Below are 17,988 nucleotides of genomic sequence, written 5' to 3'. Positions count from 1 at the left end.
CTTCTACTCCACCCTTTCTCGTAGTCGCTCGGCGAGCTGGCGGCCGATCTCGGCCAGCGGACCGGCCCGCAACATGTCCTCGTGCCGGCAGCCGACCGGCCGGACGGCCACCGCACCCGTCACGTGCTCCCGCCACCGGTCGGCCTTCCCGGGCGCGTCCGCCGGGTCGCCCGCGGTGAACAGGAGCAGGTCGCCGCGGAACCGCCCGGGCACGAAGCGGGAACGCAGCTCGACGCTGGTGCGGAAGACGTCGACGACGGTCGGCAGCCGCTCGGCGAGCAGGTCCGCCAGCGGCCCGCCGCGGCGCCGCAGCAGCCGCGCGCCGTCCTCCGGGGTCAGCGGGCCGGCGGTGTCCGGCTCGACGGTGTCCGGATCAATACCGGCCGCGTCGAGCACGGCCGCCACCACCTGCCCGGCCGGCGGCACCTCGGCCGGCTCGTCCGAGCCGGCCGGGTAGGAGTCGAGGATCGCCAGCAGCGCGACCTCCTCGCCGGCCTCCTGCAGCAGCACGGCCGCGGCCTGGGCGACCAGCCCGCCGAAGGACCAGCCGACCAGGTGGTACGGCCCGTGCGGTTGGACCGTGCGCAGCTCGGCCACGTGGTCGGCGGCCAGCTGCGCGACACCGGCCGGGCGGTGGCCGGGCTCGCTGAACGCGCGGGACTGCAGGCCGTAGATCGGGTGCTCGGGCGGCAGGTGCCGCACCAGCCCGAGGTACCGCCAGGCGAGCCCGCCCCCGGCGTGGAAGCAGAACACCGGCGGCCGCTGCCCCGTCGCGCGCAGCGGGACCAGCACCTCCAGCCCGGTGCCCGGCTCGGGGCCGGCCCGCAGCGCGGCGGCCAGGCCCGCGACGGTGGGCGCCAGGAACAGAGCCTGGACGCCCAGGTCGGCACCGAAGGTCCGGCGGACCCGGCTGACCAGTCCGGCGGCGAGCAGCGAGTTGCCGCCCAACGCGAAGAAGTTGTCGTCGATGCCGACCTCGGGCACGCCGAGCAGTTCGGCGAACAGCTCGCAGAGGATCTCCTCGCGCTCCTCCCGCGGGCCGCGGCCGGTACCCGCGCGGCCCGCCGGGGCGGGCAGCGCGGCCCGGTCCAACTTGCCGGTGCTGGTCAGCGGCAGCTCGTCGAGCGGGACGAACGCGCTCGGCACCATGTACTCGGGCAGCGTGCCGGCGAGGTGCTCGTGCAGCTCGCCGGCATCCGGGAGGCGGCGGCCCCGGCGCGGCACCAGGTAGGCGACCAGGCGCCGGTCCCCCGGCCGGTCCTCGCGGATCAGCACGAGCGCCTGGCCGACGTCGGGATGGCCGGCGATGGCGCCTTCGACCTCGCCGAGCTCGATCCGGAAGCCGCGCAGCTTCACCTGGCCGTCGACCCGGCCGATCAGCTCGAGGACCCCGCTTGCCAGCCGGCGCACCAGGTCGCCGGTGCGGTACATCCGCTCGCCCGCTCCACCGAACGGGTCGGCGACGAACATCCGGGCGGTCAGCGCCGGGTCGTTCTCGTAGGCCCGAGCGAGCCCGTTGCCCGCCAGGTACAGCTCGCCGACCACGCCGACGGGCACCGGCTCAAGGTCCGGGGCGAGCACGTAGGTCCGCGTGCCCGACATCGGCACGCCGATCGGCACGTTGTCCGGCACCGGGTCGCCCGACCCCATGACGTGGTGGGTGGCGAGCACGGTCGCCTCGGTCGGGCCGTAGCCGTTGGTCACCAGGGTGTCCGGACACGCCTCGAGCACCCGGCGCACGGCGGCGGCCGAGACCACGTCGCCGCCGGCCCGAACCTCGCGGACCCCGGCGAAGCAGCCGGGCTCCTCCTCGGCCAGCCAGCGGAACAGTCCCGCGGACAGCCACAGCCCGGTGATCCGCTCGGTCACCAGCCGCTCAGCGAAGGCCGCGAGGTCCGGGCCGCCGGGTGGGGCGACGACGATCCGGCCGCCGCCCAGCAGCGGCACCCACCACTCCAGGGCGGCCACGTCCCAGGTGTGCAGCGAATGGAACAGCACCCGTTCCTGGCTGCCGGTCCGGTAGGCCGGGTCGTCGGCCAGCTCGAGCATGCCGCGGTGGGCGAGCGCGACGCCCTTGGGCACCCCGGTGGATCCGGAGGTGAACAGCACGTTGGCGAGCTGGTCGGGCCGCACGGTCACCGGCGGCGGCGTCGGTTCGTACCGGCCGGGCCGCGGGTCGGCGTCCACGGCGACGACCCGAAGGTCCGTCCCGCCCGCCCAGTCCGCCGCCCGGGTGGCGTCGGTCAGCAGCACGGGGGCCCGGGTCCGGTCGAGGATCAGCCGCAGCCGCTCGCGCGGATGGGTCGGGTCAAGCGGCACGTACGCCCCGCCGGCCTTCAGCACGGCCAGCATGGCGACGATCAGCTCGATGGATCGCTCGAACAGCACCGCCACCCGGTCCTCCGGACCGACGCCGAGGTCGAGCAGCAGCCGGGCCAACCGGTTGGCCCGCTCGTCCAGCTCCCGCAGGGTCAGCCGCCGCTCGCCGAGCGACAGCGCGAGCGCATCGGGGGTGGCCGCGGCCCGCTCGGCGATCCGGCCGTGGATCGTGCCCGCCAGCTCCGGGCGGGTGACCGCGGGCGGCGCCGCGCCGACGGCCAGTGCCCGGCGCTGCTCGGCCGGCATCACCTGGATGCGGCCGACCGGCTGATCCGGGTCGGCGCGGACCGACTCCAGCAGCCGGACGAGCTGGCGCAGAACCGTGCCGGCGGTCTCCGCGTCGACCGCGTCCGGCCGGTGGTCGAGGTGCAGGCGCAGGATCTGCCCCGGGGTCGAGGCGAACAGGACCAGCGGGTAGTGCGCGCCGTCGCGGCCGGCGGTCGCGGTGGCCCGGATCCGCAGTCCGGACGGTGCGGCGTCCGGCGGCAGCGGGTAGTTCTCGAAGATCAACACGGTGTCGAACAACGCACCGGCCCCGGCGAGCTGCTGGATCCGCGCGAGCCCGAGGTGCTGGTGGGCGATCAGCGTGGCCTGCTCGGCCTGGATCCGACCGAGCGTCGCGGTCCAGCTCGCGAACGGGTTGATCCGCACCCGCACCGGCAGGGTGTTGATGAACATGCCGATCATGTCCTCGACCCCGGCCACCTCCGGGGGCCGACCGGAGACCGTGGCGCCGAACAGCACGTCCTGCTGACCGAGCCGGCGGCCGAGCAGGATCGCCCAGGCGGCCTGCAGCACCGTGTTGAGCGTGACGCCGGCCGCGGCCGCCTGCGCGCGCAGCGCACCGGCCAGTTCCGCCGGCAGGTCGTAGGAGATCTTCTCGGGCAGCACCGGCGCGGCCCGGTCAAGGCCGGGGGCGACCAGCGAAGGCTCGGTGAGGTCGGCCAGCGCCGCCCGCCAGGCCCGTTCGCTGTCCGCCGCGCTCCGCCCGGCAAGCCAGGCCAGGTAGTCCCGGAACCGCACCGGGTCGCCGAGCGCGGGCGGCTCGCCCTCGGTGAACGCCCGGTAGAAACCGACCAGGTCCCGGAGGAACAGCGGCATCGACCAGCCGTCGAGCAGGATGTGGTGGTTGGTGATCACCAGGCGGTGCCGCTCCGAGGCCAGCCGGACCAGCAGGAACCGGATGAGCGGCGGGCGGGCGGGGTCGAACCGGTCGGCGCGGGCCCGGTCGGTGATCGCCTCGAGTTGGTCGGCACCGGCGCCGGTGAGGTCGATCTCGGTCCAGGGCAGGCGCACCTCGCGCGGCACGACCTGGATGGCCGTGCCGCAGGACCGGTAGCGGAAGCCGGCACCCAGGTTGGGGTGCCGCTCCAGCACCGCCTCGCCCGCCCGGCGCAGTGCCCCGGCGTCGAGCGGGCCTTCGAGGTCGACGACCCGCTGGACGGTGTAGACGTCCGGGCCCGACTCGGCGTTCACCAGGTGGAAGAGCAGGCCCTCCTGGAGGGGCGCGAGCGGTAGCACGTCGGCGACCCCGGCCGGGTCGGTTTCCAGCTCGTCGATCTCCGCCTGGGTCAACTCGACCAGCGGCAGGTCGGACGGCGTGAGCCCGCCCGCGACGGTGCGACCGGTCGCGGTCAGGGCGCGCAGCGCCAGGCACCACAGGTCGGCGAGCTCCTTGAGGTCGGCGTGGTCGAACACGCCGTCGGGCCACGAGCAGGTCATCCGCAGCCGCGGTCCGTCCGGGTGCTCCTCGGTGACGGCGTTGATCTCCACCGGGTGGGCGAACGGCATCCCGGGGTCGGCCGAGCGCAGGTCGGCCCGCACGTCGGCGGCGGACCAGCCGGGCACGGCGTCCGCACCGACCCGCAGAGCGCCGACCCGGCCCAGGTAGTTGAAGCCGATCTGCGGCGTGCCGTGCCGGGCCAGCACCGCACCGGCGTCCGGGTTCAGGTAGCGGAGCAGCCCGAAGCCGAGGCCGTTGTCGGGCAGCTCGCGCAGCCGTTCCTTGATCCGTTTGAGGGCAGCGGCGGCCGCGTCCCCGCCGCACAGTGCCGCGTCGAGGTCGATCCCGCCCAGATCCAGCCGGACCGGGAACCGGCTGGTGAACCAGCCGACGGTGCGGGTCAGGTCGAGGCTCGGGTCGATCTCCTCGCGGCCGTGGCCCTCGACGTCGACCAGGACGCTCCGCTCGCCGGTGTCGTCCCAGCGGCGCCGCCAGCGGGCGACGGCGAGGGCGAGCGCGGTGAGCAGCACGTCGTTGATCCGGGTGTGGAACCGGGCCGGCACGTCGGTGAGCAGTGCCGAGGTGACGTCGGCCGGCAGGGTGGTGGACAGGTGTCGAGCGGTCTGCTGGGTGTCCACGTCCGGGTCGAGCGCCCGCCTGCCGAGCCGGGGGTCGGGGCCGTCGAGCATTCGGCGCCACAGGGCCAACTCGGCCAGCCGCCGCGGGTTCTGCGCCTCCACCACGAGGCACCGGGCCCAGCGGCGAACCGAGGTCGGCACCGGGTCCAACCGCGGTTCGCCGCCCTCGGCCAGGGACTGCCAGGCGGCGACCAGGTCCGGCAGCAGGATCCGCCAGGACACGCCGTCCACGGCGAGGTGGTGGACGACGAGGAGGAGCAGGCCCGGGCGCTGCGGCCCGGCGTCGAACCAGACGGCCTGGAGCATGGACCCGTTCGCCGGGTCGAGCCGGCGCCGCGCCGCCTCGCCGTGCTGGCGCAGCACGGCGGCGATGCCGTGCTCCGGGTCGGCCGGCAGCTCCACCCGGGTGACACAGGTACGGGCGTCGACGCTGCCCGCGGCGCCGATCTCCAGATTCCACGGCAGGCCGGGCTCGGCGCCGACCAGCCTGGCGCGCAGGGCGTCGTGCCGGTCCAGCACGGCCTGGACCGCCCGGGCCAGCCGATCCGCGCCGAGGTCCGGCGGCACCCGCAGCAGGCTCGACTGGTTGAGCCCGGCGAACGGTCCGCCCAACTGGTGCAGCCAGCGCATGATCGGTGTGCCCGCAACCGCGCCGACCCCGTCGTCGGCCGGGGTGACCGGACCGGCCGGGGCCGCGTCGGGCAGCGCGGCCACCAGCTCGGCGACCGTCTGGTGCCGGAAGATGTCGCGCGGCGTGACGACCAGGCCGGCCGGGCGGACCCGGGCCGCCACCTGGATCGCGTTGATGCTGTCGCCGCCGAGCGCGAAGAAGTTGTCCTCGGCGGAGATCCGGGCCAGGCCCAGCACCTCGGCGATCACCCGGCAGAGCAGCTCGCGCCGGTCGGCGGCCGGGACCGCCGCGGTCCCGGTGGCCGGCCGCGGCTCGGGCCGCTCCGGCACGGGCAGCGCCTTCAGATCCACCTTTCCGTTGATGGTCAACGGAATTCGCCGGACCGGCAGCAGCACCGCCGGCTGCATGTACTGCGGCAGCACCGATCGCAGGTGCGCCCGCACGGCCGGCAGGTCGACGTCCGCCCCCGCCAGGTAGCCGACCAGCCGGCGGACACCCGGCCGGTCCTCCCGCACGACGGCGACCGCCTGCCCGACCCCCGGCGCGGCCGCGAGCGCGGCCTCGACCTCCCCGAGCTCGATGCGGTAGCCGCGGATCTTGATCTGGCGGTCGGCGCGGCCGAGGAACTCCAGGTCCCCGCCGCGCCGCCAGCGGACCAGGTCGCCGGTGCGGTACATGCGGGTGCCGGCGCTTCCGAACGGGTCGGCGACGAACCGTTCCGCGGTCAGCGCGGTGCGGCCGAGATAGCCGCGGGCCACCCCGATGCCGGCCACGTAGAGCTCGCCGGCGACGCCGGGCGGGACCGGGCGCAGCCGGTCGTCGAGTACGTAGACGCGCACGTTCGGCAGCGGGCGGCCGATCGGCGGGACGCCCCGGTCGGGCGGCAGCGGGCCGGTCATCGTGCAGCAGACCGTGGTCTCGGTCGGCCCGTAGGAGTTGAACATCCGGCGGCCGGGCGCCCAGTTCGCGACCAGGCCGGCGGGTGCGGCCTCGCCGGCGATCACCAGGGTCCGCACGCCCGGCAGGCTCTCCGGCGGCAGCTGACCGAGCACCGCGGGCGGCAGCGTCGCGTGCGTGATCGCGTTGCGGGCGAACAGCTCCGGCAGCTCGGCGAGCTGGGCGAGCATGTCCGGCGGGCCGAGCACGAGGCACGCGCCGGCACACAGCGGCGTGCAGATCTCCGACATCGAGGAGTCGAAGCTCAGCGACGCGAACTGCAGCACCCGGCTGCCCGGGCCAAGCGCGTACGGCTTGATCCGGGCCAGCACGAGGTTGGCGATGCCGCGGTGCTCGACGACGACCCCCTTGGGCCGTCCCGTCGAGCCGGACGTGTAGATCACGTAGGCGGGCGTGTTCGGCGTGAGCGGGGCGACCCGGTCGGCGTCGGTCGGGTCGGTGCCGGCCTGGCGGGCCACCTCCGCCACGGTGTCGGCCGCGTCGAGCAGCACGACGTCCGGACCGGCCGGCACCCGCCCGGCCACCGCGGCGGTCGTCAGCACCGCCACCGGAGCCGCGTCGGCGATCATGTAGCCGATCCGGTCGGCGGGGTACTCGATGTCCACCGGCAGGTAGGCGGCGCCGCACTTGAGCACCGCGAGCAGCGCCACCACCATCTCCGGTGATCGCGGCACCATCAGCGCCACGACCTGCTCGGGCCGGACGCCGCGCGCGATCAGCAACCGGGCCAACCGGTTGACCCGCGCGTTCAGCTCGGCGTAGGTCAGCGTGATGTCGCCGGCGGCGAGCGCCGGGGCACCGGGCGTGCGGGCCGCCTGGGCCTCGAACAGCCGCGGCGCCAGCAGTTCCGGCAGGGCGCGGGCGGTGTCGTTCCACCCGACCAGCAGCCGCTCCCGCTCGGCGGGGTCGAGCAGCTCGACGTCGCCGATCGGCCGGTCCGGATCGTCCACACAGGACCGGAGCAGCCGCACGAAGCGCGCGGCGAGCGACTTCACCGTCGAGCGGTGGAACAGGTCCTGCGCGTAGGCGATGGTCCCGGCCACGCCGCCGCCGTCCTCGGCCCGTCGCTCCAGCACCCGGACCGACAGGTCGAACTTGGCCTTGCCCGGGCCCTCCAGCGGCGCACCCTCGGCGCCGGCCATGCTCGTCAGACCGTCCACACCGGCCTCGACCCTGGCGAAGTTGTCCAGCACCAGCATCACCTGGAACAGCGGGTGATGCGCCAGCGAGCGCGCCGGGCGCAGCGCCTCGACCAGTCGCTCGAACGGCACGTCCTGCCTGGCGTAGGCGGCCAGAGCGGTCGTGCGCACCCGGGTGAGCAGCTCGCGGAAGGTGGGGTCGCCGCCGGTGTCCGTGCGCAGTACCAGGGTGTTGACGAAGAAGCCGACCACGTCGTCCAGCGCGTCGTCACCGCGCCCGGCAACCGGTGTCCCGATGGGAACGTCGGTGCCGGCACCCGACCGGGTCAGCAGCGCGGCGAGCCCGGCCTGCAGGACCATGAACAGCGTCGTGCCGCTCGACCGGGCCAGCGCCAGCAGTTCCCCGTGCAGCTCGGCGTCCAGATCGAAGGCGACCACGCCGCCGCGGTGGCTCTGCTCGGCCGGCCGGGAGAAGTCGGTGGGCAGCTCGATCGTCTCGGGCAGCCCGGCGAGCGACTCGGTCCAGTAGCCGAGTTGGCGGGTCAGCTCGCTGTCCGGGTCGGTCTCGTCACCGAGCAGGTCGCGTTGCCAGAGCGTGTAGTCGGCGTACTGCACCGGCAGCGGAGTCCACTGTGGAGCGTGGCCGGCGGCCCGGGCGGCGTAGGCGGTGGCGAGGTCCCGGGACAGCGGGCCCATCGACCAGGCGTCGCAGGCGATGTGGTGCAGCACGAGCACCAGCACGTGCTCGTCCGGGCCGACGGCGAGCAACGTGGCCCGCAGCGGCGGATCGGTGTCCAGCGCGAAGCCGGTCCGCTGCGCGTCGGCGAGCACCTCGTCCAGGTCGTCGGCGTCCACGTCGGCGAACCGCAGGTCGACCGGCGCCTCGGCCGGGTCGAGGACCACCTGCCGGGGTTCGCCGTCGACCGCGGGGAAGATCGTGCGCAGGGTCTCGTGCCGGACCACCACGTCGCCGAGCGCGAGCCCCAACGCGTGTCTGTCCAGTTCGCCGTGCAGCCGGGCCACCAGCGGGACGGTGTACTGCGGGCCGGTGCCGCCGTCGAGTTGGTTCAGCAGCCAGAGCCGGCGCTGGGGGTGGGACAGCGGCAGGATGTCCGGCCGGGGCCGGGGTTGCAGGGCCGGGCGTGCGGTCCCGGCCGCGGTCAGCCGTTCGGCGAGTCCGGCCACGGTCGGCGCCTCGAACAGCGTGCGCAGGTCGACCTCGACCGACAGAGTGGCGCGGATCCGGCTCAGCAGCCGGATGGCGAGCAGGGAATGGCCGCCCAGGTCGAAGAAGCCGTCATCCACCCCCACCGGGCCGGTGGCGAGCACCTCGGCGAACAGTCCACACAGGATCTCCTCGCGCGGCGTGCGCGGCGGTCGGCCCGCGGTCGTCTCCACCGCCGCGTCGGGCAACGCGGCGCGGTCGACCTTTCCGTGTGCCGTCAACGGAATCCGGTCCAGCACCACGACCGCGGACGGCACCAGGTACTCCGGCAACACACCGGCCACCGCCCGGCGCACCGTCGCACCGTCCACCGTGGCGCCATCCGCCGGCACCACATAACCGACCAACCGCGCACCATCCCCGCGCAGCGCGGCCACCGCCTGGCCCACCCCCGCCACCGAGCACAACGCCGCCTCGATCTCCCCCAACTCCACCCGCCGCCCCCGGACCTTGACCTGCCCGTCCCGGCGACCCAGAAACTCCAACGCACCGTCCGGCCGATACCGCACCCGATCCCCCGTGCGGTACATCCGGCTGCCGACCGAAGACCTGCTTGCAGGGTCGAGCATCGATGCGGCGAACGGATCGGCCACGAAACTGTGCGCGGTCTTGGCGACGTCGCCGAGGTAGCCCCGGCCGACCCCGGCACCGGCGACGTACAGATCGCCCTCGACGCCGGGCGGCACCGGCGCCAGCCCGTCGTCGAGCACGTAGAGCCGGGTGTTGCGGATGGGCCGGCCGATCGGCACCGGACCCCGCTCCCCCAGGTCGGCCGCGGAGGTCAGGTAGGCCAGCGTCACGTCGTCGGCGCACTCGGTCGGCCCGTAGGCGTTGACGACCGGCACGGCGGGGAACCGGGCGAACCAGCGGCGGCACAACTCGGCGGGCACGTCCTCGCCGGTGACCAGCAGCCAGCGCAACGCCGCAAGCGCGGGAGCGGCCAGCCCCGCGTCCCACGCGTCGAGCGCCGCGCGCAGCACCGACGGCACCACCTCGAGGACCGTGCCGCCCTCCCGGTCCACGAAGCCGAACATCGCCGGCGGGTCCGGCACCACGTCCTCGCCGACGGCCAGCACGCGGGCACCGGCCACCAGCGGGGCGAGCATCTGCCACAACGACACGTCGAACGTCAGCGGGGCGTTGTGCACCAGCGTGTCCGCCGGAGTCAGACCAAGGTCCTCGACCATCGCGTGCAGGTGGTTGTTCAGACCACGGTGCTGCACCATCGCGCCCTTGGGCCGCCCGGTGGACCCGGAGGTGTACAGCACGTAGGCCAGACCCTCGGGCGGTGGCGGCGCCGAGGCGGGCGGGGACGCGGCGCCGGATCCGCGGTGCAGCGGCACGACCCGCACCGCCCCGACCGCGGCGGCGATCTCGTCCGCGAGGCCCAGATGGCCGGGGTCGGCCATGATCCACCGGGCCCCGGCATCGGCCACCGTCGCCGCCGACCGCGCGACCGGCGCGCGGGTGTCCAACGGCAGGTACGCGGCCCGGACATCCAGCAGGCTCAGGAATGCCGCGATCGGCCCTCGGCCCCGGTCGCCGAGCACCGCGACCATCGACTCCGGACCGACACCCCGGGACACCAGCTCGGCGGCCAGCGCGTCCACCCAGGCGACCAGCTCCGCATAGGTCACCGAACCATCCATATCGGACACCGCGACCGCGTCCGGACGCTGCGCCACCACCGCCCGGGCCCGGGCCACCACGTCCACCAGCGGTTCGGCCGCCGCCGTGTCGTTCAACGACTCCAGCAACCACCGCCGCTCCGCCGCGGCCAGCAGCGGTGCGCTGCCGATCCGCGCGTCCGGCGCCGCGACGGCGCCGCGCAGCAACCGGACGAACCGCGCCACGAGGGTCTCGACGGTGGGCCGGTCGTAGAGATCGGTGGCGTACTCGAGAAGGGCATCGAGGCCATCCGGTGCGCCGTCCGAGGTGTGCCGCTCCTTGAGATCGAAGGCGAGGTCGAACCGGGCCGTGCCGGCGCCGACCGGCTCCGCGCCGGTTTCCAGGCCGGGCAGCGCGAGCGACGCCTCGGCCGCGCTCTGCAGCACCAGGCAGACCTGGAACAGCGGGTGCCGGGCCAGCGAACGCGGTGGGTTGAGCACCTCGACCAGCCGCTCGAACGGCACGTCCTGGTTGGCGTACGCGGCGAGTGCGGTCTCCCGCACGCGGCCGACCAACTCGGCGAAGCTCGGGTCGCCACCGGTGTCGGTGCGCAGCACCAGGGTGTTGATGAAGAAGCCGACCACGTCGTCGAGCGCGTCGTCGTCGCGGCCGGCGACCTGGGTTCCGACGGGGACGTCGGTGCCGGCGCCGAGCCGGGTCAGCAGGGCCGCAAGGCCGGCCTGCAGCACCATGAACAGGCTCGCGCCGCTCGCGCGGGCGACCGCGAGCAGCCCGCGGTGCAGTTCGGCGTCCAGCTCGAACCGGATCCGGGCGCCCCGGTCGCTGCCGACCGCCGGGCGGGGCCGGTCGGTGGGCAGGTCCAGCTCCTCGGGCAGGCCCGCGAGAGCCGTCGTCCAGTGCGCGAGCTGACGGGCGATCTCGCTGTCCGGGTCGGTCTCCGCACCGAGCAGCTCGCGCTGCCAGAGCGTGTAGTCCGCGTACTGCACCGGCAGTGGAGTCCACTGTGGAGTGTGGCCGGCGACCCGGGCGGCGTAGGCGGTGGCGAGGTCCCGGGCCAGCGGGCGCAGCGACCAGGCGTCGCCGGCGATGTGGTGCAGCACCACGACGAGCACGTGCTCCGCCGGACCAACGGCGAGCAGCGTGGCCCGCAGTGGGGTCTCCGCGCGCAGGTCGAACCCGGCGCACGCGGCCCCGGTGACCGCCTCGGTGACCGCCGCCGGCTCGACCGGCTCGACCGTCCGCAGCACCCCGGCGGCGACCTCGCCCGCGTCCAGCACGACCTGCCGAGGCTCGCCGTCGACCTCGGGGAAGCGGGTGCGCAGGATCTCGTGCCGGGCGACGAGATCGCCGAGCGCGGAGCGCAGCGCCGCCCGGTCCAGCGTCCCGCGCAGCCGCATGGGCACCGCGATGTTGTAGAGCGCGCTCGCGGGATCCATCCGGTTGATGAACCACAGCCGGCGCTGCGGCAGCGACAGCGGCAGCACCTCCGGACGCGGGTACGGCCGCAGCGCGGCGCGGGCCGGCCCGGCCCCGGCGATCCGCTCCGCGATCCCGGCGACCGTGGGTGTTTCGAACAGCGCCCGGATGCCGAGCTGAACGGACAGCACCGCCCGAACGCGGCTCAGCAGCCGGATCACCAGCAGTGAGTGCCCGCCGAGCGCGAAGAAGTCCTCGTCGATGCCGACCCGGCCCACGCCGAGAACGTCGGCGAACAGTCCACAGAGGATCTCCTCGTGCGGCGTGCGCGGGCCGCGGCCCACGCCCCCGGCCACCGCCACGTCCGGCAGGGCGTCCCGGTCCACCTTTCCGTTGGGGGTCAACGGGATGGCCTCCAGCACCAGGACGGCAGCAGGCACCAGGTACTCCGGCAACACGCCGGCCACCGCGCGCCGCACCGCCTCGCCGTCGAGCGTGGCACCGGCGGCCGGCACCACGTAGGCCACCAGGCGCGGCTCGCCGGCGCCGTCGGCCCGCAGCACCGCGACCGCCCGACCCACCCCCGCCACCGCGGCCAGCACGGCCTCGATCTCGCCGAGCTCGATCCGGTACCCGCGAACCTTCACCTGGTCGTCGGCCCGGCCGACGAACTCCAGCCGGCCGTCCGCGTCCCAGCGCACCAGGTCGCCGGTGCGGTAGAACCGGGCACCCGGTGCGCCGAACGGGTCGGCGACGAACCGCTCCGCGGTCAGCGCCGCCCGGCCGCGGTACCCGCGGGCGACGCCGGTGCCGGCGATGTACAGCTCGCCCACCACGCCCGGCGGCACCGGGCCCAGCCGGTTGTCCAGTACGTAGACCCGGGTGTCGGGCAGCGGCCGGCCGATCGGCACCGCACCGTCGGCCGGGTGGGCACCCGGCTCGATCCGGTGCTGCACGGCGCTGACCGTGGTCTCGGTCGGCCCGTAGACGTTGAACACCGTCGCGTTCGGGTAGGCCTTGCGCCACGGCTCGAGCGCGCCCGCGGTCAGTGCCTCGCCGGCGACGAGCAGGTCCGGCTCGGCCGGGCCGGCGCCGCCGGCCGGGGCCAGGCCGAGGTGGCTCGGGGTCAGCTTCACCAGCGTGAACGGCTCGGCCGGCAGGCCGTCGACCAGCTCCGTGACCACGACGGTGCCGCCGACGCAGAGCGGGACGAGCAGCGAGGTCACCGTGGTGTCGAAGGAGGTCGAGGAGTGCAGCGGCACCCGGCCGCGCACCCCCGGGTACGCCTCGACGGCGCAGGCGACGTAGCCGGCGAGCGAGCCGTGCGGGACGACGACGCCCTTCGGCCGGCCGGTCGAGCCGGAGGTGTAGATGACGTAGGCGGCGGTCTGCCCGGTGATGTCCGGCCGGCCCGGGTTGGTCTCCGGCCGGCCGCCGAGGTCGGCGATCACGGTGTCGGTGACCACCAGGACCGGGTCGGCGTCGGACAGCAGGAAGGCGATGCGCTCGGCCGGGTAGCCGGGGTCCACCGGCAGGTAGGCGGCGCCGGACTTGAGCGTGGCGAGCACCGCCACCACGAACTCGGCGGAGCGGGGCAGCATCAGCGCCACCACGCGTTCCGGGCCCGCGCCGCGCTCGATCAGCAGGTGCGCAAGGCGGTTGGCCCGGGCGTCGAGTTCGGCGTAGGACAGGCAAACGTCCCCGTCGACCACGGCCGGGGCGTCCGGCGTCCGGGCCGCCTGCGCTTCGAACCGGTGCGGCACAAGCGGTTGCGCCGGCAGCCGCGCGGTGTCGTTCCAGTCGAGGAGGATCCGGTGCCGCTCCGGGCCGTCCAGCAGCTCAAGATCGCCGATGCACGCGTCCGGGTGGTCGGCGATTCCCCGCAGCAGCCGGACGAACCGCGCGGCGAAGGTGGTCACGGTGGCCCGGTCGTACAGGTCGGTCGCGTACAGGACCATGCCGTCGAGACCGGCCGGGGTGCCATCGGCGGCGTGCCGCTCGTTGAGCCCGAACGAGAGGTCGAACCTGGCGACGCCGACGCCGCCGGGTTCCGGGCCGATGTCCAGGCCGGGCAGGGTGATCGCGGGTGGGGTGGCGTTCTCGATGACCAGGCACACCTGGAACAGCGGGTGCCGGGCGAGCGAACGCGCCGGGTTGAGCGCCTCGACCAGCCGCTCGAACGGCACGTCCTGGTTGGCGTAGGCGGACAGGGCGGTCTCCCGCACCCGGGCCAGCAGGTCGCGGACGGTGGGATCGCCGGAGGTGTCGGTGCGCAGCACCAACTCGTTCAGGAAGAAGCCGACGAGCTCCTCGGTGGCCTGTTCGGCGCGGCCGGCGATCGGTGTGCCGATGGGGATGTCGGTGCCCGCGCCCAGCCGGGTCAGCAGCGTGGCCAGGCCCGCCTGCAGGACCATGAACAGGCTGGTTCCGCTGCGCCGGGCCAGGTCCAGCAGCCGGCGGTGCAGGTCGGCGTCGATCTCGAACCGGATCTGCTCACCGCGGTTGGTGCTCACCGCCGGGCGGGACCGGTCGGTGGGCAGGTCCAGTTCCTCGGGCAGCCCGGCGAGCGACTCGGTCCAGTAGCCGAGTTGGCGGGTCAGCTCGCTGTCCGGGTCGGTCTCGTCGCCGAGCAGGTCGCGTTGCCAGAGCGTGTAGTCGGCGTACTGCACCGGCAGCGGGGTCCACTGTGGAGGGTGGCCGGCGACCCGGGCGGCGTAGGCGGTGGCGAGGTCCCGGGCCAGCGGGCCCATCGACCAGGCATCGCCGGCGATGTGATGCAGCACCAGAACCAGCACGTGCTCCGCCGGACCCACGGCGAGCAACGTGGCCCGCAAGGGAGTCTCGTCCCGAAGATCGAACCCGGCCCGGGCGGTGCCGGCGACCGCCCACGGCACACCGTCCCGGTCGACCGCCACGGTTCGCAGCACGGTCTCGGCGACCTCGGCGGGGTCGAGGACGACCTGCCGGGGTTCGCCGTCGACCGCGGGGAAGATCGTGCGCAGGGTCTCGTGCCGGGCCACCACGTCGCCAAGCGCGGATCCCAACGCGTCGGGATCCAGCCGGCCCCGCAGCCGCAGCGTCGCGACGATGTTGTAGAGCGCGCTGGCGGTGTCCAGCTGGTTGACGAACCAGAGCCGGCGCTGGGGGTGGGACAGCGGCAGGATCTCCGGCCGGGGCCGGGGTTTCAGGGCCGGGCGCGCGGACCCGGCCGCGGTCAGCCGTTCGGCGAGTCCGGCCACGGTCGGCGCCTCGAACAACGTGCGCAGATCGACCTCGACCGACAGAGTGGCGCGGATCCGGCTCAGCAGCCGCATCGCGAGCAGCGAATGACCGCCCAGGTCGAAGAAACCGTCATCGATGCCCACCCGAGCGACCCCGAGCACCTCGGCGAACAGGCCACACAGGATCTCCTCCTGCGGCGTGCGCGGCCCCCGACCCGCGGTCGTCTCGACCGGCACCTCCGGCAGTGCCGTGCGATCGACCTTTCCGTGTGCCGTCAACGGAATCCGGTCCAGCACCACGACCGCGGCGGGCACCAGGTACTCCGGCAACACGCTCATCACCGCCCGGCGCACCACCGCACCGTCCACCGTGGCGCCCTCGACCGGCACCACATAACCGACCAACCGCGCACCGTCCCCGCGCAGCGCGGCGACCGCCTGGCCCACCCCCGCCACCGAGCACAACGCCGCCTCGATCTCCCCCAACTCCACCCGCCGCCCCCGGACCTTGACCTGCCCGTCCCGGCGACCAAGAAACTCCAACGCACCGGCCGGCCGATACCGCACCCGATCCCCCGTGCGGTACATGCGTGTCCCGTCGGCGGCGAACGGATCGGCCACGAATGCGTGCGCGGTCAGGCCGGGGCGGTTGAGGTAGCCGCGGGCCAGTTGGGCGCCGGCCAGGTACAGCTCACCGGCGACACCGACCGGCACCGGCGCCAGCCGCTCGTCGAGCACGTACGCCCGGACGTTGGGCAGGGGGCGGCCGATGGCCGGGCGTTGTCCCGCGACCGGGCAGACGGTCGCGTCGATCGTGCATTCCGTTGGGCCGTAGAAGTTGTACGGGGCCACCCCGGGCGCGTTCGCCAGGCGGTCCCACAGCGACGGGGACAGCGCCTCGCCCCCCACCATGAGCGTCACCGGGTGGTCGAGCAGCCCGGCCGTGATGAGCTGGGGCAGGTAGGACGGTGGCAGGTCGAGGAAGTCGACGCCGTGGGTGGCGACATAGCCGACCAGGGCCTCGGGATCGAGCCGGGTGGCGTCGTCGAGCACGTGCACCTCGTGCCCGTCGGCCAGCAGGACGAGCCCCTCCAGCGAGGTGTCGAACGAGAACGCCGCGGTCACCGCGGCCCGAAGGCGTTTGCCCGCCGCGAATCCGGCGCGATGGGCGTGCGCCAGGTTGACCAGGCAGCGGTGCTCGACCACGACACCCTTGGGTGTTCCGGTAGAGCCCGACGTGTAGATCGCGTACGCCGGGTGCTCCGGCCGGGCCACCGGATCCGGGTCGGTGGCCGGGAATTTGCCCAGGTCGGGCAACCGGTCGAGGGTCAGAACCGGTGCCGCGTCGGCCTGGATGACTTCGAGGCGCGCGGCGGGCAGGTCCGGGTCGATGGGCAGGAACGCGGCACCGGCCTTGAGCACCGCGAGCATGGCCACGACCATGTCCGCGCCGCGGGGCAGGCGCAGGCCGACCAGCCGCTCCGGTCCGGCACCTCGGTCGATCAGGTGGTGGGCCAGCCGGTTGGCGCGCGCGTTCAGCTCGGCGAAGGTGAGCCGCTCGCCGTTGCACACCAGCGCGGTCGCGTTCGGGGTACGCGCGACCTGGCCGCCGAACAGCTGCGGCAGCGTGGCGGGCTCGACGCGCAGGGCGGTGTCGTTCCAGTCGACCAGCACCCGGCGCCGCTCGCCGTCCGTCCACAGTGGAATGTCGGCCAGCCTCCGGTGCGGGTCGGCGGCGATCCCGCCGAGCAGCACGGCGAGCCGGTCGGCCAGCAGCTCGGCCGTGGCCGCGTCGAACAGGTCGGGTTGGTACTCGATCCGCAGGTGGATGCCGTCACCGGCCGCCGATACGGTCAACGCCAACGGGTAGTGGGTCGCGTCCCGGCCGGATGCGCCGACCAGCCGCAGCCCGGAGTCCAGGCGGACCGCCGTCGCCGGGTCGACCGGGTAGTTCTCGACGACGACGAGGGTGTCGAAGAGGTCGCCGGTGCCGGTCAGCGACTGGATGTCGGCGAGGCCGAGGTACTGGTGGCCGCTCAGCTCGGCCTGCTCGTGCTGCAACCGGGCCAGGGCGGCGGGCCACGACTCGGCGGCGTCGAGCCTGACCCGGACCGGAACCGTGTTGATGAACAGGCCGATCATCGTGTCCACGCCGGGCACCTCGGGCGGGCGGCCGGACACGGTGGTGCCGAACACGACGTCGTCCCGCCCGGTCAGCGCGCCGAGCAGCACGGCCCAGCACAACTGCACGACGGTGTTCAGCGTGACCGACAGCTCGCCGGCCACCCGGCGCAGTTCGGCGCCGCGCTCGGGCGGCAGCACCCGCTCGACCCGCTCCGGCATCCGCTGGTCCCGCCCGGGACCGCCGCGGGCGGGCACCAGGAGGGTCGGCTCCGCGACTGCGTTCAGGGCCCGGCGCCAGGCGTCCTCGGTCGCCTGGCGGTCCTGGTCGGCCAGCCACCGCAGGTAGTGCCGGTACGGGGTCACCGGTGGCAGCGCGTCCGCGCCGCGCTCGTAGATCGTGAACAGCTCGCGCAGCAGCACGGGCATCGACCAGCCGTCCAGCAGGATGTGATGGTTGGTGATCAGCAACCGGTGCTGCCTCGGCGCCGTGTGGATGAGCAGGCAGCGCAGCAGCGGCGGCCGGGCCAGGTCGAACCGCTCCGCCCGCTCGCGGTCGGCCAACCGGTCCAGCTCCGCCGCCCGGCCGGCCGGGGAGATGCCGGTCAGATCGGCCTCGCGGAACGGCAGCTCGATCCCCTGCGGCACGAACTGCACCGGCCGCCCGGAGCGCACGGTGCGGAAGCCGGCGCCCAGGTTGGGGTGCCGGTGCAGCAGGGTCGCCAGCGCGGCGCGCAACCGGGTCGGGTCCAGCGGGCCGGTGAGGTCGACCGCCAGCTGCACGGTGTAGACGTCCTGGCCGCCGGAGTCGTAGCGCGAGTGGAACAGCAACCCTTCCTGCAACGGGGACAGGGGCAGGACGTCCCGCAGGCCGGACCGGTCCCGGCTGGCACGGCTGGACTGCGTCAC

1 protein-coding gene is annotated in these 17,988 nt (G+C 74.6%); it reads right to left on the bottom strand.

The window, feature by feature from the left end:
• Positions 1 to 3 precede the first annotated feature (3 nt).
• Positions 4 to 17,988 (bottom strand): non-ribosomal peptide synthase/polyketide synthase, encoded by a 17,985-nt coding sequence (locus VFV67_RS11445; RefSeq protein ID WP_326469462.1) that lies wholly within the window; start codon positions 17,986 to 17,988, stop codon positions 4 to 6.

It is taken from the genome of Actinophytocola sp., assembly GCF_035762905.1.
Taxonomy (GTDB): domain Bacteria; phylum Actinomycetota; class Actinomycetes; order Mycobacteriales; family Pseudonocardiaceae; genus DASYTH01.
Note: the sequence above shows the minus strand (reverse complement) of the source record. Positions and strands in the feature narration are given on the sequence as shown.